This window comes from Rhodococcus sp. 2H158, assembly GCF_053764755.1.
Genome location: NZ_JBSNCE010000022.1, coordinates 34,260 through 54,021 on the forward strand (window position 1 = coordinate 34,260; position 19,762 = coordinate 54,021).

The 19,762-nt window shown below is 71.6% G+C and carries 20 protein-coding genes and 1 pseudogene; 14 read left to right on the forward strand and 7 right to left on the reverse strand.

What is annotated here, in order from left to right:
* The first annotated feature begins 47 nt into the window (after positions 1–47).
* Positions 48–503, forward strand: coding sequence for a hypothetical protein (locus ACWPOB_RS20590; protein WP_455401941.1), 456 nt, complete (start codon positions 48–50; stop codon positions 501–503).
* Between the two features lie 42 nt (positions 504–545).
* On the opposite strand, the gene ACWPOB_RS20595 is transcribed toward ACWPOB_RS20590, so the two are convergent.
* The gene (locus tag ACWPOB_RS20595) at positions 546–677 is read right to left on the reverse strand and encodes a hypothetical protein (RefSeq protein ID WP_276613861.1); all 132 of its coding nucleotides are present in this window, start codon (positions 675–677) and stop codon (positions 546–548) included.
* Positions 678–739: 62 nt separating this feature from the next.
* On the opposite strand from ACWPOB_RS20595, the gene ACWPOB_RS20600 reads away from it, so the two are divergent.
* The 7 genes and pseudogenes from ACWPOB_RS20600 to ACWPOB_RS20630 all read left to right on the forward strand — a co-directional run bounded on the left by ACWPOB_RS20600 (position 740) and on the right by ACWPOB_RS20630 (position 7,226).
* Positions 740–1,054, forward strand: a complete 315-nt coding sequence (locus tag ACWPOB_RS20600; RefSeq protein ID WP_455401942.1) for a hypothetical protein — start codon at positions 740–742, stop codon at positions 1,052–1,054.
* A gap of 395 nt (positions 1,055–1,449) precedes the next feature.
* Positions 1,450–2,286, forward strand: coding sequence for a thermonuclease family protein (locus ACWPOB_RS20605; protein ID WP_455401943.1), 837 nt, complete (start codon positions 1,450–1,452; stop codon positions 2,284–2,286).
* Between the two features lie 289 nt (positions 2,287–2,575).
* Positions 2,576–3,469: a universal stress protein gene (locus tag ACWPOB_RS20610; RefSeq protein ID WP_455401944.1), complete on the forward strand. Its 894-nt coding sequence runs from the start codon at positions 2,576–2,578 to the stop codon at positions 3,467–3,469.
* Positions 3,470–3,752: 283 nt separating this feature from the next.
* The gene (locus ACWPOB_RS20615; RefSeq protein ID WP_455401945.1) at positions 3,753–6,623 is read left to right on the forward strand and encodes a cation-translocating P-type ATPase; all 2,871 of its coding nucleotides are present in this window, start codon (positions 3,753–3,755) and stop codon (positions 6,621–6,623) included.
* The gene (locus ACWPOB_RS20620; RefSeq protein WP_455401946.1) at positions 6,623–6,835 is read left to right on the forward strand and encodes a three-helix bundle dimerization domain-containing protein; all 213 of its coding nucleotides are present in this window, start codon (positions 6,623–6,625) and stop codon (positions 6,833–6,835) included. Before ACWPOB_RS20615 ends, ACWPOB_RS20620 begins: the two co-directional genes overlap by 1 nt.
* 180 nt (positions 6,836–7,015) lie before the next feature.
* A pseudogene (locus tag ACWPOB_RS20625) lies at positions 7,016–7,078 on the forward strand (three-helix bundle dimerization domain-containing protein); the annotation flags it as partial.
* A gap of 70 nt (positions 7,079–7,148) precedes the next feature.
* Positions 7,149–7,226: a three-helix bundle dimerization domain-containing protein gene (locus tag ACWPOB_RS20630; RefSeq protein WP_455401981.1), complete on the forward strand. Its 78-nt coding sequence runs from the start codon at positions 7,149–7,151 to the stop codon at positions 7,224–7,226.
* A 279-nt stretch (positions 7,227–7,505) separates the two neighbouring features.
* Here the strand turns inward: ACWPOB_RS20630 and ACWPOB_RS20635 are convergent, their stop codons facing one another.
* Positions 7,506–8,030 carry a hypothetical protein gene (locus ACWPOB_RS20635; protein WP_455401947.1) on the reverse strand — a complete coding sequence of 175 codons (525 nt, stop codon included), beginning with the start codon at positions 8,028–8,030 and terminating at the stop codon, positions 7,506–7,508.
* Between the two features lie 771 nt (positions 8,031–8,801).
* Here ACWPOB_RS20635 and ACWPOB_RS20640 point away from each other — a divergent pair.
* Positions 8,802–9,788 carry a GNAT family N-acetyltransferase gene (locus ACWPOB_RS20640; RefSeq protein WP_455401948.1) on the forward strand — a complete coding sequence of 329 codons (987 nt, stop codon included), beginning with the start codon at positions 8,802–8,804 and terminating at the stop codon, positions 9,786–9,788.
* A 199-nt stretch (positions 9,789–9,987) separates the two neighbouring features.
* Here the strand turns inward: ACWPOB_RS20640 and ACWPOB_RS20645 are convergent, their stop codons facing one another.
* Complete coding sequence (locus ACWPOB_RS20645) at positions 9,988–10,692, reverse strand: NUDIX hydrolase (RefSeq protein ID WP_100058040.1); 705 nt, start codon at positions 10,690–10,692, stop codon at positions 9,988–9,990.
* 79 nt (positions 10,693–10,771) lie between these two features.
* Here ACWPOB_RS20645 and nadA point away from each other — a divergent pair, with 79 nt between their 5' ends.
* From nadA to ACWPOB_RS20670, 5 genes are all read left to right on the forward strand, one after another.
* Positions 10,772–11,806, forward strand: a complete 1,035-nt coding sequence (gene nadA / locus ACWPOB_RS20650; RefSeq protein WP_050035344.1) for a quinolinate synthase NadA — start codon at positions 10,772–10,774, stop codon at positions 11,804–11,806.
* 2 nt (positions 11,807–11,808) lie between these two features.
* Positions 11,809–13,407, forward strand: coding sequence for an L-aspartate oxidase (locus tag ACWPOB_RS20655; protein ID WP_455401949.1), 1,599 nt, complete (start codon positions 11,809–11,811; stop codon positions 13,405–13,407).
* The gene (nadC, locus tag ACWPOB_RS20660) at positions 13,408–14,277 is read left to right on the forward strand and encodes a carboxylating nicotinate-nucleotide diphosphorylase (RefSeq protein ID WP_100059068.1); all 870 of its coding nucleotides are present in this window, start codon (positions 13,408–13,410) and stop codon (positions 14,275–14,277) included.
* A 164-nt stretch (positions 14,278–14,441) separates the two neighbouring features.
* A complete protein-coding gene (locus ACWPOB_RS20665; RefSeq protein ID WP_407107163.1) occupies positions 14,442–15,845 on the forward strand; it encodes a WS/DGAT/MGAT family O-acyltransferase in 1,404 nt (467 codons plus the stop codon).
* A 16-nt stretch (positions 15,846–15,861) separates the two neighbouring features.
* Entirely contained in the window at positions 15,862–16,158 is a 297-nt protein-coding gene (locus ACWPOB_RS20670) for a DUF2470 domain-containing protein (RefSeq protein ID WP_006941289.1), read from the forward strand.
* 7 nt (positions 16,159–16,165) lie between these two features.
* Here the strand turns inward: ACWPOB_RS20670 and ACWPOB_RS20675 are convergent, their stop codons facing one another.
* From ACWPOB_RS20675 to ACWPOB_RS20690, 4 genes are all read right to left on the reverse strand, one after another.
* Entirely contained in the window at positions 16,166–16,801 is a 636-nt protein-coding gene (locus ACWPOB_RS20675; protein ID WP_455401950.1) for a LysE family transporter, read from the reverse strand.
* 29 nt (positions 16,802–16,830) lie between these two features.
* Complete coding sequence (locus tag ACWPOB_RS20680; RefSeq protein ID WP_455401982.1) at positions 16,831–18,021, reverse strand: family 1 glycosylhydrolase; 1,191 nt, start codon at positions 18,019–18,021, stop codon at positions 16,831–16,833.
* Positions 18,022–18,113: 92 nt separating this feature from the next.
* The gene (locus ACWPOB_RS20685; RefSeq protein ID WP_455401951.1) at positions 18,114–19,238 is read right to left on the reverse strand and encodes an esterase; all 1,125 of its coding nucleotides are present in this window, start codon (positions 19,236–19,238) and stop codon (positions 18,114–18,116) included.
* A gap of 76 nt (positions 19,239–19,314) precedes the next feature.
* On the reverse strand, positions 19,315–19,731 hold the full coding sequence (locus ACWPOB_RS20690; protein ID WP_100057643.1) for a hypothetical protein: 417 nt from the start codon (positions 19,729–19,731) through the stop codon (positions 19,315–19,317).
* Between the last annotated feature and the right edge of the window lie 31 nt (positions 19,732–19,762).

Genomic DNA, 19,762 nt, shown 5'->3' on the forward strand with positions numbered 1-19,762 from the left:
GCTCGCCGGGTTGCGCCCGGGACGCCCGCACCGATCAAGGAAACGACATGGGAATTCGCGATACATCCGCTCGTCTTGCCACCGACTCCACCCGCCTGGTGACCGACTCCACCCGCCTGGTCGCCGACACGGCCAACGCCACCACCAGCATCGCCGGCGCGGTCGGCGGGGCCGCCCTCGGCGGGGTCGTCGGCAGTGTCCGCGGCGCTGTCGGCGGCGTGCGCACGGGACTGAGCAAGGGATCCGGCTCGACCCCGGCGGCCGCGGCGACACTGGCCGCCCTCGGCGTCAGCGGGCTGGTCGAATGGCCCGTGCTGGCCGCCGTCGGGGGCGGGGCACTGGCCGTGAAACTGCTGACCCCGCACCGGCCCACCGCCCGAGTCCAGTCCGGTACCGCCACCGCTGCGACAGCGCGGTCGTCGACGCAGCCGAAGGACGCGGGGACGACCGCACCGAAGGCCGTGCCGACGCCGGCGACGGACCGGACGGCCCGGCCCCGCTAGAGGTGTCTCGACGGCACTTCTACCCCTCGGGAAGCGGACGAGTCAGTCGTCGACGACGACCACCACGCCGGCGCGCATCAGCACGGCATACAACTCGCACAGCGGCGGAGTGAGCAACCGGACCACCGCGCCGACCACCGCATCCGGGCCGGCAATGGTCATAGGATTCGACATGGCTCAAGGGTACGAGCCTCGGGTGCGCCCCACGAGGCGCGCAGCTTACGACAGGGGAAACCATGGCCGACGAACAGTCTTTCTGGCAGTCGCACCGCACCATGGCCGGCGTGGCCCGCGACGCCGAACGTTTCGCGGTGCGCCTACCGCTGGTGGGCCACCTCGGAATTCCCCGGCCCGAGCAGGTCGCCTACTTCGCCGGCCTGGGGGCGCTGGTGGCGTTGGATCTGCTCGAGTGGCCGGCGGCAGTGGCGATCGGCGTCGGGCAGCTCCTGCTCACCGAGCATGCCCGGGCCGACGCCGGCGATACCCGGGCATCTGCCCCGGACGCGGAGCCGGAGCACCGCACGGCCCCCACAATCGCCCCCGTGTCCTGACCGGCGCATCCGAGACATCGTCACCGTCATCGCAGCGTCGACCACCCCGGCGGCGCCGCTCCGGATACGCCCTGGGATGCAGCAGCATGGAACTGCCGGCCGCGGCGCCACAGTCGGGTGTGGACCAGATGTGCTCCGGTGTCGAGGGTCAACGCCGCAGTGTGTCCCATCAGTTCCGTCGACGCAGGCTCCCGACCGCCGTGCCGTGGTGGACTGCATCGAATACGGCACCGTCGACGAGAATTCACCGAGCGTTGGTGTGTGCTTCTCCCGCCGTGCGAGACAATGTCGAGTGGACCTGTCGGTACTACCGAACGGGGCGTGAGGTGAGCGAGACGATGCCGATGGTGCGGCCGTCGCCGGGGGCACCGCTTGTCTCCCGGACAGCCCGAGTCGTGTGGGATACCGCGGCGGACAGCGTCCTGACCGTCCGGACATCGGTGCGCCTCCTCCACGTCGACGTCCCCGAGGTCACCGCCTGCACCGTCGGCGGTGCCCGCAGGATCGACGGGCGGTTCGCCCGGCTCGCGCGATGGCTCGAGCAGCGTCCCGATCTGCCGGTCACCGGGTTCCTCGCCGAATACCTGCTGCCGAAGCTCGGCACCGGCCGGGCCGGCACCGTGCACGTCGAACAGGGACGTGCCGCTGCCGCCTTCGCGCACGCGAACGCCGCCGCGCGGTTGATCCGTCCGGACGGCACCGAGCGCCCGTTGTTTCTGCGCACCGCCGGAACCCCATTCGACCACCGGGGTCGGCTGTGGGCCTACGTGGCCCCGTACTACAGCGCAGCCGAACGCCGCGGGATGACCCGGGCACAGCGCTCGACGTTCAACCTGGACATGGTGCGAGCCGGCTGGGCGGTGCCGTTCCTGGTGTATCCGAACCTTCCCGCGACACCCGATCTCGCGGTGCTGCTCGACGACACCGCCGGGGCGAGGGAGGCCGGCCGAGGTATCTGGGCCGACCCGGACACCCTCTTGCCCTTCGAATACCGGGCGGTGGAGCGGCTGTACACGATCGCCGAGAGCATCGTCACCGGGGGGCCGCCGCCCGATCCGGCCGCCTGGCAGGTGCTCTACTGCGCCGACATGCGTACCCGCGTGCTGCACGGTCCGTTCGACTATGTGGAGGTCCCGCTGCTCGACCGGCTGTGGTTGTGGCCGGCGGACGTCCCCGAAGCCCTCGGTCGACTCAAGCTCACCTTCTCGCCTCGGTTGCTCGACACCCACTGACCGCTGCCTGCGTGGGCCTCCGCGGCGTGCGTCAGGTGCTGTACCCGACGGTGCAGCCGCGGACCGTCGCGGTGCGGCGGCGATGCGCGGTGGGTGGCAAGTCGACGGGCACCGGGCGAGCGGGCGAACGACACACCAACAGCAGATTACGGCTGGCGGCATCCTCTTCTGCCCGCCCAGGCCCGAGCGCGAGAATCGAAGCGCTGCGCCACCAGCGGTGCAGACCCGGCCGGTCCGCGTCGCCGCGGCGCAGCCAGCAAGCCCCGGAGGGGCAGCCGAAGGGATCGACATGACAGCCAGCCCGGTGATCACCGTGGACGTGGACGGCACCCTCGAGGCCGACGGGGCCGCGGTGTGGGCCGCGACGGTCGCGCATCGGCATGGCTGGGAGCTGCGGCTCGTCCACGCGCTGCCCGAGGCGTTGTATCTGATGAGCGATATCGAGGTGGTGCGCCAAGGCCCCGCCATCGCCCGGATCCGCACGGGCGGCGAATCGATTCTCCACCACGCTGCCGAACTGGTACGTGCCAGGTATTCCGGGCTGGAGGTCGGCACCGAGCTGTTGCTCGGGCCGCCGGAGGCGGCGGTGGCCGCGGCGGGTGCGCGGGCCCGGATGATCGTCCTTGCCCACGAACGGGGCGGTCTCATCGACCGGATCCTCGGCTCGCCGGCACTGGACGTGGTCAGGAGGGCATCGTGCCCGGTCACTCTCTGGTGCGGAGCACCCGGGCAGCTGCCCGACCGACGGCCGGTCGTCGTCGGGGTGGATGGCAGTGCCCTCGGCGACACCGCGCTGGTCGAAGCGTTCGAGTTCGCGTCCGTGTTCGGTGCCCCGCTGACCGCCGTGCATGCCTGGTCGGTGCAGAACGAGGCCGGGGGTGTGACGAACCCCCTGCTCATCGACACCGACGTGCTCGCCCACGAAGCGAAGACCAGACTCGACGCGCATCTGGCTACCCTGCGTGAGTTGTTCGCTGATGTTCCTGTCGCCGAGGTCGTCACCCAGGACGAGCCGGCCCGGGCTCTGTTGTGCGCCGCCGAAGGTGCCCAGTTGCTCGTTGTAGGCACCCACGGACACGGACGCATCGCGGGTGCCTTTCACGGGTCGGTGAGTCGGCACCTGCTGCGGCACAGCCCGTGCCCGACCATGCTGTGTCGCCCCAGTTCCCACCCGGGGCGCTGAGCTAGGAGACGATGCCGAGGTACGCGCTGCACCGATCTTCGACATCGGGGCGGCCGGGCGAGATGCCGGCCGGTTCGGATTGTGTCGCCGCCTCGGTGGGCGCCGTGGCGATTCACACCCGGCCCGAGGCCGTCCAGAACCGTGAAAGAGGGGCTTGTGTGGTTCATCGCCACGGCCGGATGTGTCATACACTCTCGGCGTTACCTTTCGGCGATCGCGCCGCTCTCTTCTCCGGTGGCGGCCGCCGTCAGGCTGTGTTCGGCGCCGACCGGAGGGAAGCTCCATGGCGAGCGTCTCGACCTATACCGATCCCTCGCTGGTGGACGTCGGCACGATCGTCGACATGCTCGACGCCGACCCCGTACGGGGCCTGAGCACGCCCGAGGTCGCGCGCCGGCTGGCCGCCGGCGGGCCCAACGAGCTCGCACCGTCGCCGTCGGTGCCGGCGTGGCGCAAGTTCCTCGCGCAGTTCCACGATCCGCTGATCTACCTGTTGTTCGCCGCCATCGGCGTCTCGCTCGTGGTGTGGGCGATCGACGGAGCCGCGGGGTGGCCGGTCGATGCGGTGGTGATCACCGTCATCGTCGTGCTCAACGCCGTCCTCGGCTTCGCGCAGCAGGCCCGCGCCGAGCATGCCGTGCAGGCCCTGGCGAAGATGAGCGCGGTGACCGCGACGGTGCTGCGCGACGGGGTGCGCCGGCGCGTGCCGACCGCCGAACTCGTGCCCGGCGACATGCTCGTGCTCGGTGAGGGCGACGCCGTCGCGGCCGACGCGAGGGTGCTGTCGGCCGTCTCGTTGCAGATGTCGGAGGCCTCGTTGACCGGGGAGAGCGAACCGGTGTCCAAGAGCGCGGACACCCTGAGCGAGCCCGCTGTCCTCGCAGAGCGCGGCGACATGGTTTTCGCCGGCACCGCCGTCACCCAGGGCTCGGGCCGGGCGATGGTGACCGCCACCGCGATGGACACCGAGCTGGGCCGGATCGCGGATCTGCTGCACACCACCCGCCAGGCGCCGACCCCGTTGCAACGCGAGATGGCCCGGGTCGGGCGCACACTCGGGATCGCCGTGCTGGTGATCGCGGCGGTGGTGATCGCCACGACCGTGGTGGTCTACGGGGTGCACAGCCCCGACGAGGTGGTGACCGTGCTGCTGCTCGGGGTGTCGTTGGCTGTGGCCGCCGTCCCGGAAGGTCTGCCGGCGATCCTGTCGGTGGTGCTGGCCGTGGGGGTGCAGCGCATGGCTGCCCAGCACGCCATCGTCAAGACCCTGTCCTCGGTGGAAACCCTCGGTTCGGCGTCGGTGATCTGCTCGGACAAGACCGGCACCCTCACCAAGGGCGAGATGACCGTCAGTCGCGTCGTTACCCCGCTCGGGCAGGTCACCGTCACCGGCGTGGGCTACCGGCCAGACGGGCAGCTCCTGCACGACGGAGCGCCCCTCGACGGCGACAGCGACCTGGGACACCAGACGGCCTGTGTGCTCACCGGCGGCAGCCTCGCCGGCAACGCCGTCGTCCAGGAGATCGGCGGGCACTGGACCGTCCACGGTGACCCCACCGAGGCGGCGTTCGTGGTGGCCGCGATCAAGCTCGGCGCCGCGGCGCCGCCGGCGGGCCGGTTCCGCCGGATCGGGGAGATCCCGTTCACCTCCGACCGCAAGATGATGACCGTCGTGGTGCTAGACACCGCCCGCGCCGACACCCCGATCGTGGTGAGCAAGGGCGCCCCCGACGTGCTGCTCGAGCGGTGCTCGCACGTGCAGGTGGGCCGGCGGATCGATCCGCTCGATCCGCTGTCGCGGCGGCGTCTGCTCGAGCAGGTCGAGCAGCTGTCGGATCAAGCCTTCCGCACTCTCGCCGTCGCGCACCGGCGGCTCGACCCGGTCACCGCGTCGTCACCGTTGAACGACTCGATCGAGCACGACCTCGCCTATACCGGCCTGGTCGGGATCCTCGACCCGCCCCGGCGTGAGGCCGCCGCCGCCATCGCCGAGGCCCGCCGCGCCGGCGTGCGGGTGCTGATGATCACCGGCGACCATCCGCGCACCGCGACCCGCATCGCCCACGACCTCGGCCTCGTCGGCGACGGAAGTCCGGCGGCCGTGTCCGGTCGCGAACTCGCCGCACTCGACGCGCCGGGTCTGCGCGAGACGGTGCGCCGCTGCTCGGTGTATGCACGTGTCACCCCGGCGGACAAGTTGCGCATCGTCGAGGCCCTGCAAACCGATCACGAGGGTCCCCGCGAGGTGGTGGCGATGACCGGGGACGGCGTCAACGACGCTCCCGCGCTCAAACGCGCCGACATCGGCATCGCCATGGGCCGCTCCGGCACCGAGGTCAGCAGGGAAGCAGCGGCGATGATCCTCGCCGACGACAACTTCGCCACCATCGTCCGCGCCATCCGCGAGGGCCGCGGGATCTTCGCCAACATCCAAAAATTCCTGCGCTATCTGCTCTCGTCGAACATGGGCGAGGTGCTCACCGTCTTCCTCGGTGTGGTTCTCGCCGGGGTCATCGGCCTGTCCGATGGCAGCGGCGCGATGGTGCTGCCGCTGCTGGCCACCCAGATCCTGTGGATCAACCTGCTCACCGACAGTGCCCCGGCCCTGGCGATGGGGGTCGATCCGGACACCGAAGACATGATGCGCCACCCACCCCGGTCGACCTCCGAACGGGTGATCGACGCCCGCATGTGGACCGGGGTCGTGCTGATCGGGGTGGTCACCGCCGCCGCGACGCTGGCCACCGTGGACCTGTATCTGCCGGGCGGTGTACTCGACGGAACCCGGTCCCTGGACAACGCCCGCACCGCCGGATTCACCGTGCTGGTGCTCGCGCAGCTGTTCAACGCGTTCAATGCCCGCTCGGAGACCACCACCGCCTTCCACCGGCCGTTCGCCAACCGCTGGCTGTGGGCCGCGGTCACCCTCTCGGCGCTGCTGCAGGTCGCCGTCGTGCATGTCCCGGTCCTCAATGACGCGTTCTCCACCGAGCCGCTGTCGGTCCGGCAATGGGTGGTGTGTGTGGCCATGGCCAGCGTCGTGCTGTGGGTCGGTGAGCTCCGCAAACTGATCCTGCGCCGTTCGCACCCGAAACCGACGACCAGTTCGGCGAATACGGCAAGCGCATGCGGAGATGGTGCTGTAGTGAAGTGATGGACGCCGACGAACAACGCCACATCGACGAGGTCCGCCGGCGCTTGAGGACACGTTTCCCGCAGGCGGATCCGGGTAGCATCGACGAGGCGATCGCATCCGCTCACCACCGCCTCGACGGCCGGCCGATCCGCACCTTTGTTCCGGTGCTGGTCGAACGCGCAGCGCTCAACGCGCTGCGCGGCACCCACAGCGACACGCGCGACCTGTAGAACACCTTCCCGCGGGGTCCGCCGGCGCACACCCGAGTGTGGAGTCGGTCGCGCCACGCCATAACCTGTGCTGCCGCTCACCCGCATTGCCCCCAGTAGACGGTGCATATCGGACAGGGCGGCGCCGCCCGAAACAGACAAGCTGTCTGTACCTTTCCGGGCGGATGCGACACTGCCACGGTGGCGACCTCCTCGGAAGAACAGAACATCGACCGAGCGATCGAGCACCTGAGCACACAGTTCCCGCACATGCCGCCGACCCGTATCGCGGCGGTGGTCAGCGACATCCACGCGGAGTACGACGACCGCCCCCATCCGCGATTTCGTGCCCCTGTTCGTCGAACGCAAAGCGCGCCACCGGCTGCACACCTTCGCCGCCTCGCACGGCTGACCGAACGGTCCGCCTGCCATCCCGCGCCACGCTGGCGGAGCAGCCCGGCAACCCCCGGGCCTGGGGCTTACTGCTGGAGCGGCCCGGAGTCGTCGAGGACGTTACCGCGGGACGAAGAATGCGGCGTCTGACATCAGGACCACGATTGCCTGCGATCTCCTCCGGCGTGGCTGCCGGTCTTCCGCCTACATATCGGCGTACCGCTGCCGCAGTTGTACAGGCCGGGACTCCACACGGTATGGCGGCCATGCCGTGAGCAACAGCGTTGACCCGTTGCGGCTAGGGGTTGTTGTCCGGGGTCGTGGGCTTGGCGTCCGTCGTCGTGGGCTTCGCCTTCGCCTTGGCCGCTGCCGGCGCCGTCGGCTTTGCGGTCGTCGCCGTCGGCCTGCTCGTCGTCGCGGCCGGCCGCGGCTCGGCGGGGGTGGTGGTCGGCGCCGTCGGTGCGGCCTCGGTCGAGACGGCCTCCAGGGCTCCGGTGGGTTTTCCGGTTGACCTTTCGGCCGCCGTTGTCGCCTGGCGCGGGGTGAGCATCCGGATGGCCAGGGCGGTGGCACCGAGTCCGGCCAGGATCGGGCCTGCGGCGATTCCGGTGGCCAGTCCCGTCGCCCCCAACGCGGCGATCGTCATCGCCGCCGCCGGCGTCGAATGGGCGCCGCTGCCGATGCCGGAGCGGACACCTTCGGCGGCGCCGCGCACACTGCCGATCAGCGCGCCCACCACCGCTCCGCTGACGGCACCGGCTGCGCTGGTTGTCGCGTACGCCGCATCGGTAACCACCCGGGTGGTCGTGTCCAGGATCTCCATCACTGCTTCCTCACTTCGATCGGTTGAGTCGGCACCGCCGATTGAGTGCTCCGAAACCGCCAGCGGTTACCTGGTTTTCCGAGTGCCCGCAGCGGCGTCCGTCGGCACTACCGCAGCAGAAACGGATCGACCCGCTGACGCGCGAGTGGGCCATCGGTGGTCGATCGGACTCGAGTTGCCGGGGCACGCCCGCCGGCTCAGGCTCGTGTGCCGGCTGGGCGTATGTTGTGTCGAGAGCATCGGCACATCCATGGGGTCCCCGCGCCATCGGTTCCGCGTCCCTGAGTGCGTGCGGCGGCATCCTGCGGCTGCGCAGCGAACCGGCGCCGACATCGGGTCAGCCCGGCTTCCGAACAGAATTCGTGGACTGATCCGGTGTGATGTGCGCCGGACCGATGTTCACGGGGCCGACCACAACCGGTGATCCGGGGAAAAGTGCGGACCCCTGCGTCCTGAAGTACCGTAACCGGCTCGCAAACAGGCACTTTCGCACCAACACCCCATATGGGTCGACCGCCCAGGGAACATGATCACGATCCCACCGGACCGACATGAACGAACCATGTCCGTTGTGCGAACCTGTTGCGTCGGTCTGCTGAATACTCGTTCGGAGTAAGGGTTCGCGACTCGGGTAGCCACCGTCGCGCGCACGCCCACCGCGGCGGATGCCAAAGATGATGTGGGGACGGGCATGTCGCGGTGCTAGATTCCGTGTTGTCTGCAGTTGCCGTGTTGTCTGCAGTTGCCGCGCTCGCACCCACGGAGGTGCCGATGTTGGTGATCGCTCGTCATGCCCATGCCGGCAGCAAGAAGCTGTGGTCCGGAAACGACGCCGACCGCCCCCTCAGCCCCCTCGGGCGGGACCAGGCCCGCAACCTGGTCACCGCACTCGACGGCACGGAACTGCACACGTTGCTGTCGAGTCCGACCGCCCGCTGCCGTCAGACCCTCGAACCCCTCGCAGCGGCCCGCGACCTGTCCATCGACGAACACCATCTCTTGGCACCCGATGCCCGGATCGAGTCTCTGTTCGATCTGGTGACCACCCGGGATCTCGACGGTGTGGTGCTGTGCACCCATGGCGAGGTGCTCACCGCCCTGGCCACCCTGGCACGCGCGACCGGCGTGGCGCCCTTGCCTCCCCCCGGAGGCACCGAAAAGGGCGCGGCGTGGCTGATCGACCTGCGGGCACCCGCTGCCGGCCAACTACGCTATCTGCCGCCGGAGCCTCCCTCGGACGGCGACGGCACCGACTTCGGACCGGTGGTGATACGGCCGCTCGCCCCCGGCGACGAACCCGAGGTTCGGCGGTTCCACGAACATCTCGGTGAACGCGACGCGCGCCTGCGATTCTCTGCCGAGCCTCCGAACCGGCTCGGCCGGCTCGCCGCAGCCCTGTGCCACAGCGACGAGAGGCACCGCGGACTCGGCGCGTTTGCCGGCACCGACCTCGTCGGGGTAGCGCACTACACGCTCGCCGCCGCCACCCACTCGGCCGGGCCGGTTGCCGAGTGTGCTGTGCTCGTGCCTCACCGGGCCCAGCACCACGGCGTGGGTACCGCACTGATACAGCACCTCACCGAGACCGCTCGCGCCCACGGAATCGCCCGACTGAACGCCTCCGTGCCGGCCGAGAACACTGTGATGCTCGAGGTGCTGCACACGCTCGGCTGGACACGCACCGGCCCACTCGGGACCACCGTGCAAGCCGACATCGTGCTGAGGGCCGGCCCTGTGGACACGAATGGGGGCAGATGAGCCGCAGCTGACGACGGCGGCAGGTGCCGAACCTGCTTGTGGTCGCTGCGTCACCGGGCACGGTCGACGTGGTTTCGCCCGACGGCGCACCCGCCCGCCGAGCACATCCAGGTGAGAGGGCGGATTATCCGTCTCCACGGAGGAGCCGGCGAAGTGCTCCTGCAGTTGCTGACACGGAAGCAGGGAACCACACCAACTGTCAGCCCGGCGGGCGCAGGGCGGCGAACTCGTCGGTGACCCGCAGGCGCGACTCGGTGAAGCGGAACAGTGCCGGGGGACGGCCGCCGGCACGTCCCGGCGGGGCGGTGGTGCCGGTGGCGGTCAGGACGTCGCGGCGCTTGAGCACGCGCTGCAGGTTCGTGGCATCCACCTGGTATCCGAGTGCCGCGCAATAGATCTCACGTAGCGTGGACATGGCGAACTCGGCGGGGGCCAGCCCGAAGGCGATGTTGGTGTACGAGAGCTTGGCGGCCAGGCGGGTGCGTGCGTTCTCGACCATGACCCCGTGGTCGAAGGACATCGCCGGCAGGTCCGACACGGGATGCCAGGCGGTGTCCTCGGGCAGGTGGGGATCGGAGGTGATCGGCACCAGCCCGAGGTAGGTCGAGGCGATCGTGCGCGGTCCCGGCACCCGGTGCGGATCGGAGAACACCGAGAGCTGCTCGAGGTGGGCCACCTCGCGCACGTCTACCTTCTCGGCGAGCTGGCGACGGGCGGAGGTGGTGAGGTCCTCGTCGTCGCGGAGGCGGCCGCCGGGCAGCGACCAGGTGCCCGCCTCCGGGTCGAGGGCGCGCTGCCACAGCAGCACCCCGAGCTCGGTCTTCGTGCCCCCGTGGGTGTCCGGGAATCGGCGAACCTGGAACACGACGATGAGCACTTCGTGAAGGGTGCTACCATGTGTCATGTTTTCGATCCTAAGTCGAAAACCCCCGAATACGGAAATCCGGGCAAAGCCCGCCCGGTGCACGGCGAAGGAGCAGGCCATGACCACTACGACGTGGGCGGGCGCGCACACCCCGATCCAGGACGGACCCGGCGGTTACACCGGCGTCGAGGCGACCCCGGAGTGGGCCGAGGAGATCCGGCGACTGGCGCGCGAACGCAACGCCACGCTGCTGGCGCACAACTACCAGCTGCCCGCCATCCAGGACGTCGCCGACCACGTCGGCGACTCCCTCGCCCTCTCGCGCATCGCCGCCGAGGCAGAGGAGGACACCATCGTCTTCTGCGGCGTGCACTTCATGGCGGAGACCGCCAAGATCCTCAGCCCCGCCAAGACGGTCCTCATCCCCGACGAGCGGGCCGGGTGCTCGCTCGCCGACTCGATCACCGCCGACCAGCTGCGTGAATGGAAGGCCGACCACCCCGACGCGGTCGTCGTCTCGTACGTCAACACCACCGCCGAGGTCAAGGGCCTGACCGACATCTGCTGCACCTCCTCGAACGCGGTCGACGTCGTCGCCTCCATCGACCCCGACCGCGAGGTGCTGTTCCTGCCCGACCAGTTCCTCGGCGCCCACGTCAAGCGCGTGACCGGGCGGCAGAACATGCACATCTGGGCGGGCGAGTGCCACGTGCACGCCGGGATCAACGGCGACGAACTCGCCGCCAAGTCCAAGGCGCACCCCGACGCCGAGCTGTTCGTCCACCCCGAGTGCGGCTGCGCCACCTCCGCGCTGTACCTCGCGGGTGAGGGCTTCGTCGCCGACGACAAGGTCAAGATCCTGTCCACCGGCGGCATGCTCGACGCGGCCCGCGCCACCGGCGCCAAGCAGGTCCTCGTCGCCACCGAGGTGGGGATGCTGCACCAGCTGCGCAAGGCGGCGCCCGGCGTGGACTTCCAGGCCGTCAACGACCGCGCGTCCTGCCCCTACATGAAGATGATCACTCCGGCCGCGCTGCTGCGCTGCCTGCAGGAGGGCAAGGACGAGGTCCACGTCGACCCGGCCGTCGCCGAGCGGGCCCGGCAGTCGGTGCAGCGGATGATCGCGATCGGCAACCCCGGCGGCGGGGAGTGACGATGTCCTCCGGCGTCGGCGCGGGTCGAGCGGAGCGGCGGGACATGATCCGCTGGGAAGCCCGCGCCGACCTCGTGGTGGTCGGGGGCGGCGTGGCCGGCCTCACCGCCGCCCGCGCCGCGTCCCGGCGCGGGCTGCGGGTACTGACCGTCAGCAAGGGCGGCCCCACCGACACCGCCACCCAGTACGCGCAGGGCGGCATCGCCGTCGTCGCCCCGGGGCCGGCGGATTCCGTCGACTCCCACGTCGCCGACACCTGCGCCGCCGGCGCCGGCCTGTGCGACGAGACGGCCGTGCGGTCCATCGTCTCCGGCGGGCAGGACGCCGTCGCCGCCCTCACCGACCTGGGAGCCGTGTTCGACCGCGGCCGTGACGGCGGCATGGCCCGCACCCGCGAGGGCGGCCACAGCACCCGCCGCATCATCCACGCCGGCGGCGACGCCACCGGTGCCGAGATCCAGCGTGCCCTGGGCGCGGCCGGACTGCCGGTGCTCTTCGGTGCCGCCGCCGCCCGCGTCCTCACCGACACGCGCGGCGTCACCGGCCTGCTCGTCCTCGACGACCGGGGCCTCGGTGTCGTCCACACCCCGGCCGTGCTGCTGGCCACCGGCGGCCTCGGCCAGCTGTACGCGTGCAGCACCAACCCGCCCGGCGCCACCGCCGACGGTATCGCGCTGGCCCTGCACGCCGGCGCCGCCGTCGCCGACCTCGAGTTCGTCCAGTTCCACCCGACCGTGCTGTTCGCGGCCGGCTCCGTCGGCCGCCGCCCGCTCGTCAGCGAGGCCGTGCGCGGTGAGGGCGCCCGCCTCGTGGACAGTGCCGGCCGCCCGGTCACCGCCGGGGTGCACCCCCTCGGCGACCTCGCGCCGCGCGACGTCGTCTCCCGTGCCATCGCCACCCGGCTCGCCGAGCTCGGCGACGACCACGTCCTGCTCGACGCCCGGCACCTGGACGGCTTCGCGCGGCGCTTCCCGACCGTCACCGCCTCCCTGGCGCAGGTGGGCCTGGACCCGGCCCGCGACCTGATCCCCGTCGCCCCGGCCGCGCACTACTCGTGCGGCGGGGTCGTCACCGACGTGTGCGGCCGCACCGGTGTGCCCGGGCTGTACGCGGCGGGCGAGGTCGCCCGCACCGGCCTGCACGGCGGCAATCGGCTCGCCTCCAACAGCCTGCTCGAGGGCCTCGTCGTCGGCGAGCGCGCCGGTCTGGCCGCGGCCGAGGAGCGCGGGGGGCTGCGCGTCGAGACCACCGATGCCGACCTGCCCGTCCGGCCCCGCGCGGACCGGGCGGCGTTGCAGCAGCTGATGACCCGGCACGCCTCCGTCGTCCGCGACGCCGCCGGGCTCGCCGTCGCCGGGGCGGGCCTCACCGCCGTCCCGACCGGCCGGTGCACCGACGCGGCGGCGCTCGAGGACGCCGCGCTCACCGTCGCGGCCCGGGCCCTGACCCTCGCGGCCGGCGCCCGCACCGAGAGCCGCGGTTGCCACACCCGCGACGACCATCCCGAATCCGACCCCGCGCAGCGTCGCAGCCTCGAGACGCGTCTCGACGCCGACGGCGAGATCACGCTGCGCACACCACAACTCACAGGAGCACACTGAATGGCCAGCACCGAGCTGCCCGCCGGACTCGATCGGGACGAGACGCTCGCGCTGGTGCGCGTCGCCCTCGACGAGGACCTGCGCTACGGCCCGGATGTGACCACCGCCGCCACGGTGCCGGCCGACGCAGTGGCCACGGCGTCGGTGGTGCCGCGCAGCCCCGGCACCGTCGCCGGGATCGACATCGGTCTGCTGGTGCTCGACGAGGTCCTCGGCGCCGGCAACTACGAGGTGCTCGACCGTGCCGTCGACGGGCATCGCGCCGCGGCGGGGGAGACGGTGCTCACGGTGCAGGCCCCCACCCGGGGTCTGCTCACCGCCGAGCGCACCATGCTGAACCTGATGTGCCACCTGTCCGGGATCGCCACCGCCACCGCGCGGTGGGTCGACGCCGTCGCCGGCACCGACGCGAAGATCCGCGACAGCCGCAAGACGCTGCCGGGCCTGCGGGCACTGCAGAAGTACGCGGTGCGGGTCGGCGGCGGTGTCAACCACCGGATGGGCCTCGGCGACGCCGCGCTGATCAAGGACAACCACGTCGTCGCCGCCGGTTCGGTGGTCGCGGCGCTGCGGGCCGTGCGGGCCCAGGCCCCCGACCTCGAGTGCGAGGTGGAGGTCGACAGCCTCGAGCAGTTCGACGAGGTGCTCGCCGAGAACGTCGAGCTGATCCTGCTCGACAATTTCCCGCTGTGGCAGACGCAGATCGCGGTCCAACGGCGCAACACCCACGCGCCGCAGACCCGCCTCGAGTCCTCCGGGGGCCTGACCCTCGACGTGGCCGCGGACTACGCCCGCACCGGGGTCGACTACCTCGCCGTCGGCGCGTTGACCCACTCGGTGACCGTCCTCGACCTCGGTCTCGACATGTGACGCCACGCCGGGGCCGCGCTTGGCACCGGCCGCATCGATCGCGTACAACTGGCTACGTATCCGCCGCCGTGGGGCACCTCACGGCGGCGGCGCGCGTCCGGCGGGTCACAGGGGGTCCGCCACGAACGAGTTCCCCGTCTCGCCGGGGAACGGAGAGACCTCGCATGCGTTTGCCGATGTCACCGATCGACTCGATGTTCCTGCTCGGCGAGTCGCGCGAGCATCCCATGCACGTCGGGGGACTGATCCTGCTGCAGCCGCCGCCGGGCGGCGACGCCCGTTCCCTGCGCGCGCTGTTCGACGCGGCCCTCGCCGGTGACGACGTCGCGCCCCTGTGGCGCCGGCGCGCGGTCCGTTCCCTCACCACCCTGGGGATGTGGGCGTGGGAGGACGATCCGCACTTCGACCTCGAACACCACGTCCGGCGCGACGCCCTGCCGCGCCCCGGGGGCATCGCCGAACTGCGCGCCCTGGTCTCGCGGCTGCACAGCACCCTCCTCGACCGCAGCCGGCCGCTGTGGGAGATGCACCTGATCGAGGGCCTCGCCGACGGGCGGTACGCGATCTACACGAAGATCCACCACGCCCTCGCCGACGGTGTCGGCGCGATGCGGCTGCTGCACCGGGCCCTGAGCACCGACGCGGACCGCACCGACATGCCGGCGCCCTGGGCGCGCTTCCCGTCCGCCGACCCGCCGCACTCCGCGGTCGGGACCGCGCTCGACCTGCCGAGCATGACCGTGCGGGCCGTGCGCGGCGTCGTCGACGAGGCCGCCGGGATGGTGCCCGCGCTGGTGGGGACCGTGGACCGGGCCCTGCGGGGCCGCGGCGGCGCGGTGTCGCTCACGGCGCCGCGCACGATGCTCAACGTGTCCATCGCCGGTGGCCGCCGCTTCGCCGCGCACGACTGGTCGCTGACGCGGCTGCGGCGCGTCGCCGAGGCCGCCGGCGCCACCGTCAACGATGTCGTCCTCGCGATGTCCGCGGGAGCGCTGCGCGCCTACCTGCTCGACCACGAGGCCCTGCCCGACGACCCGCTCGTCGCGATGGTGCCGGTGTCGCTGCGTCGTGGGAAGACCACCGAGGGCGGCAACGACGTGGGCGTGCTGATGTGCCCGCTCGCCACCCACGTCGACGATTCCGCGGCCCGCCTGGCCGCCATCCGGGACGCGATGGTCGACGGCAAGGAGTCCATGCGGGGCCGGTCCCAGACCGCGCTGCTGGCCACGAGCGCCCTCGGCATGGCTCCGCTCGCGGTCGGGGTGCTCACCGGCAACCGGGCCGTGGTGCGGCCGCCGTTCAACGTGATCGTCTCCAACGTGCCGGGCCCGGCCGAGCCGCTGTACTGGAACGGCGCCCGCGTCGACGCCCTGTACCCGCTGTCGGTGCCGGTCGACGGGCAGGCCCTGAACATCACCTGCACCAGCACCGACGATCGGATCGCGTTCGGGCTCACCTCGTGCAGCCGCAGCGTCCCGCAGCTCGATCGCCTGATCGCGCACCTCGACGACGAGCTCGCCGCGCTCGAACGCACCGTCGGGGTGGCGGGCGCCGACGGCGATCGGTGAGGCTAGGCTCGCCGGCGTGACTTCCTTCGACGCCGCCGTCGTCGCGGCCGTGACCGGGCACATGAACGACGACCACGCCGACGACAACCTGCTCGTGGTCCGCGCGTTCGCGGAACCCACGGCGGGCGCCGCCCGCATGACCGGCGTGCACACCGAGTTCGGCGAGTGGGTCGTCGAGGTCGGCGGCATCGAGACGACGGTGCGGGTGCCGTGGCTCGAGCCCGTCTCCGACCGGGCGGGGATCCGTACCGCGGTGGTCGCCCTGTATCACGCCGCGTGCGAGCGGCTCGGTGTGGCGCCGCGGCCGCACTGACCGGCCGTTATGCCGCGGCGGCCGCGCGGCGCACGGAGGCCAGGAACGCGGCGGCCGTGAAGAACAGCCCGGAAAACACCCGGCCCGTGATGCGCTGCTGGCGCGGCGAGCGCATCAGCGTCAGCACCCGCGCCGCCAGGCCCGTGTAGCCGGTCATGACGATCATGTCGACGGTCACCATCGACGCCGCGATGATCAGGTACTGCCGCAGCAGCGGGGCTCCGGGATCGAGGAACTGCGGCAGCACGGCGAGCATGAACACCACCGCCTTGGGGTTGCTCGCGTTGACCAGGAACCCGCGCGCCACCAGCGCCGGCGCCGAGCCGAGTCCCGGCGCCGCGTCGGGGTCGACCGCAGTGGGGCGAGTGCGCCACTGGCGCACCCCGAGGTACACCAGGTAGGCCACGCCGAACCACTTGATCACCGTGAACGCCGCCGCGGACCCGGCGAGGACCGCGCCGACGCCGGCGGCGACCACCAGGATCTGCAGCAGCAGGCCGAGCTGCAGCCCGACGATGTTCCACCAGCCGCGCCGCAGTCCGTGGGCGAGGCCCGAGGACATGGACGCGATCGCGCCGGCGCCGGGGGAGAGGCTGATCACCCAGGCGGCGCCGAGCAGGGCCACCCACGTCTGCCAGGTCATCCGGCGATTCTACGACCGGGCCGGGCCGGTCACCCCGGCACCGGCACCGGCCACGGCTCACCGGTGACGGCCCGGTAGGCGTCGACCCCGTCGGTGGGACGGCGCGTCAGGTTCGGATCCGTGCGCACCTCGACGGTGTAGAGGCCGAAACGTGGTGTGTAGCTTCCCCATTCGTAGTTGTCGGTGATCGACCAGTAGTTGTACCCGAAGACGGGGGCGCCGTCGGCCGCGGCGCGGCGCATCCGGTCGACGTGCTCGCGCAGGTGTCGCGCCCGGGTCCAGCCGTCGGCGCGGGGCGCCCCGTCGGCGGTGGGCATCCCGTTCTCCACGACGTACAGCGGCAGCCCCGGGAAACGGCGGGTGTAGTGCATCAGCGCCTCGTACATCCCATCGGGATGCGGGACGATCGAGGCGAAGTCGTCGGTGAGCGCGTGGATCGCGCTCGGGTTGGCGAGGGTGGCCCCGTAGTAGTAGTCGAGCCCGAGGAAGTCGAGGGTGTCGCGGACCCGGTCGACGAACAGGGCGTCGAGTCCGGCCTGTACGCCGGGGATGTACGCGGCGTTGGACGTCACGCGCGCGCCCGGGTCCAGTTCGTGGATCCGGGCGTAGATCGAGCGGTGCGCGGCGACCAGGGCGTCGAACATGCGGGGGACATCGGCAGCGTCGATCCCGCCGAAGGCGAGCTCCTTCTGGACGTAGATCGTCGGTTCGTTGATCGTCACCCACATCGCGCCCAGCCCGGCGTACCGGGCGACGACCTGCTCGGCGTTGGCGAGCCACGCCCCGACCGTGGCGGGATCGCGCCAGCCGCCGCGGTCGGCGATCCACCCGGGGTACACCCAGTGGTCGAGGGTGATCATCGGGATCATGCCGTGCCCGCGCACCGTCGCGACGACGTCGTCGTAGTAGCGCAGTTCGGCCTCGTCCCAGCCGTGCGGGGTGGGCTGGATGCGGGACCACTCGACCGAGAACCGGAACACGTCCACCCCGAGGTCCGCAGCCGCGGCGATGTCCTCCCGGTAGCGGTGACGGAAATCCACCGAGGTGCCGACGGGTTCGTGGGTGCGGCCCGACGCGGCGTACCTGGTCCAGTTGCTGTCCGGCGGGGAGCCTTCGGATTGGAAGCCGGAACTCGACACGCCCCACAGGAACCCGTCTTCCGCCGCGTGGGCGGGCGCGGAGGGCCCCGCCGCGGCGGAGGCCGCGACGGCGGCCGTCAGCACCACCGCGACAGCGGCCCTCCGTACCACCGCGACAGCGGCCCTCCGTACCACCGCGACAGCGGCCCTGCGCACCACCGCAACGGCGGCCCTCATCGTGAGTGCGCGGCGATCCCGGCCGCGAGCCGAGGCCACAGCTCGGTGAGGGCGCGCCGGCCGACGAACAACCCGAGGTGGCCGGCGTCGACGTCGTGCACCGTGATGTCGCCGGCGGGGGTGCTCACGTGGTCGGCGAGGGCGAGGACCTGTCCCGGTGGCACCACGAGGTCGTGCCGGCCGAGGACGATGTGCACGGGGCACTCGATCGCGGCCAGGTCCACCGGACCGGCAGCGGTGGTGACGGCCCCGGCGACGAGGTCGTTGCCGACGAACAGGTGCTCGAGGATCCACGTGCGGAATGCGGCGGGGATCTCCTGGCGCCAGAGGAACCACCGTCGTTCGTCGATCACCTGTCCGAGGGTTTCGGGGTCGTTCAGCAGGCCCAGCAGTTCGAGGCTGCGCTGGACCTCGCTCACCGGGTCGGTGGGCAGCACCCCGAACAGCCGAGAGGCGTCGTACCACAGGTTCAGCACGGACGCGGACACCGATCGCGGCACGTGTTCGAGGGCGCCGGCACCGGGACGGTCGGCGTGGAAGTCGATCGGGGCCCCCGCGACGGTGAGGCTGTGCACGGTCCGCGGATGCAGTGCGGCGTGCATCGCCGCGAGCCAGCCACCCTGGCTGCCGCCGACCAGGTTGACCCGTCCGCCGAGCAGTTCGACGGCCTCGGCGAGGACGGCGAGATGGTCGTCGAGGGAGGCGCCGTCGGTGACCGGGCCGGCGGGCGCCCAGTCCAGGCAGTACAGCCGCGACACCCCGCCGCTGCGCAGGGCGGAGACCTGGCTGCGGTCGGAGGAGAGGTCGACGATGCACGAGTGCGATCCGGACTGCGGCGGCAGCAGCAGGGTGGGGACGGCCTCGGGGGCGGGAGCGTCGGTGTCGCTGCAGTCACGTAGCCGGGCGAGCGGCCAGGAGTGCGCGACGGGCCACGGATGGGCCCAGCGCGGGGGTTCGCGGTCGGTGAGGACGCGCCACCAGTCGGCGATGTCGCCGGCGACGTCGAGCGGGTGCGCGCCGCGTCGGCTCAGGGTGGCCAGGTAGGTGCTCCAACCGGCGATCGCCGCAGCCCCGAGACGGAACGGGGCGGCGGCGATCGCGACGGTCTGCAGGGCGTTCATGGGGTTCATTGAACCGGCGCCCGGTGCGTGGTGCCCCTCTTCCGACGCGATCGCGTCGGAACAGACGCACAATCGATCACTTGAGGAGATCGCGTGCGGTGGTGGTCACCGTGGTGGTGAGCTCACGGGCGAAGGAGACCTGCGCCTTGGTGAGGTCCTCGACCCAGGCGATCGGGGTGGCGGAGGCGAGCTTCTCCTGCAGGTCGAGCAGGCTGGTGACGGCGCGCTCGTAGGTGTCGACGGTGAGGTTGCCGCTCTGCTTGGCAGCGTCGACGACCTTGTCGTTGAACTCGCTCAGGCGGGCGGCGCTCTCGTCGAGAGCCTTGGTGAATTCGGCGGTGGCCTGGTTCGCGGCGGTGGTGGCCGACTCGGCGATCTTCTGAGCGGCGGCGGTAGCGTCCGCGGTGGCCTTGGCAGCAGCCTCGTTGGCCTTGGCGGTGTCGGCGGTGGTCTTGGCGACGGCGGCGTCGACGGGGGTCTTGGCGGTGGTCATGGCGTACCTTCCGTTCGGGTGTGTAAGGGCG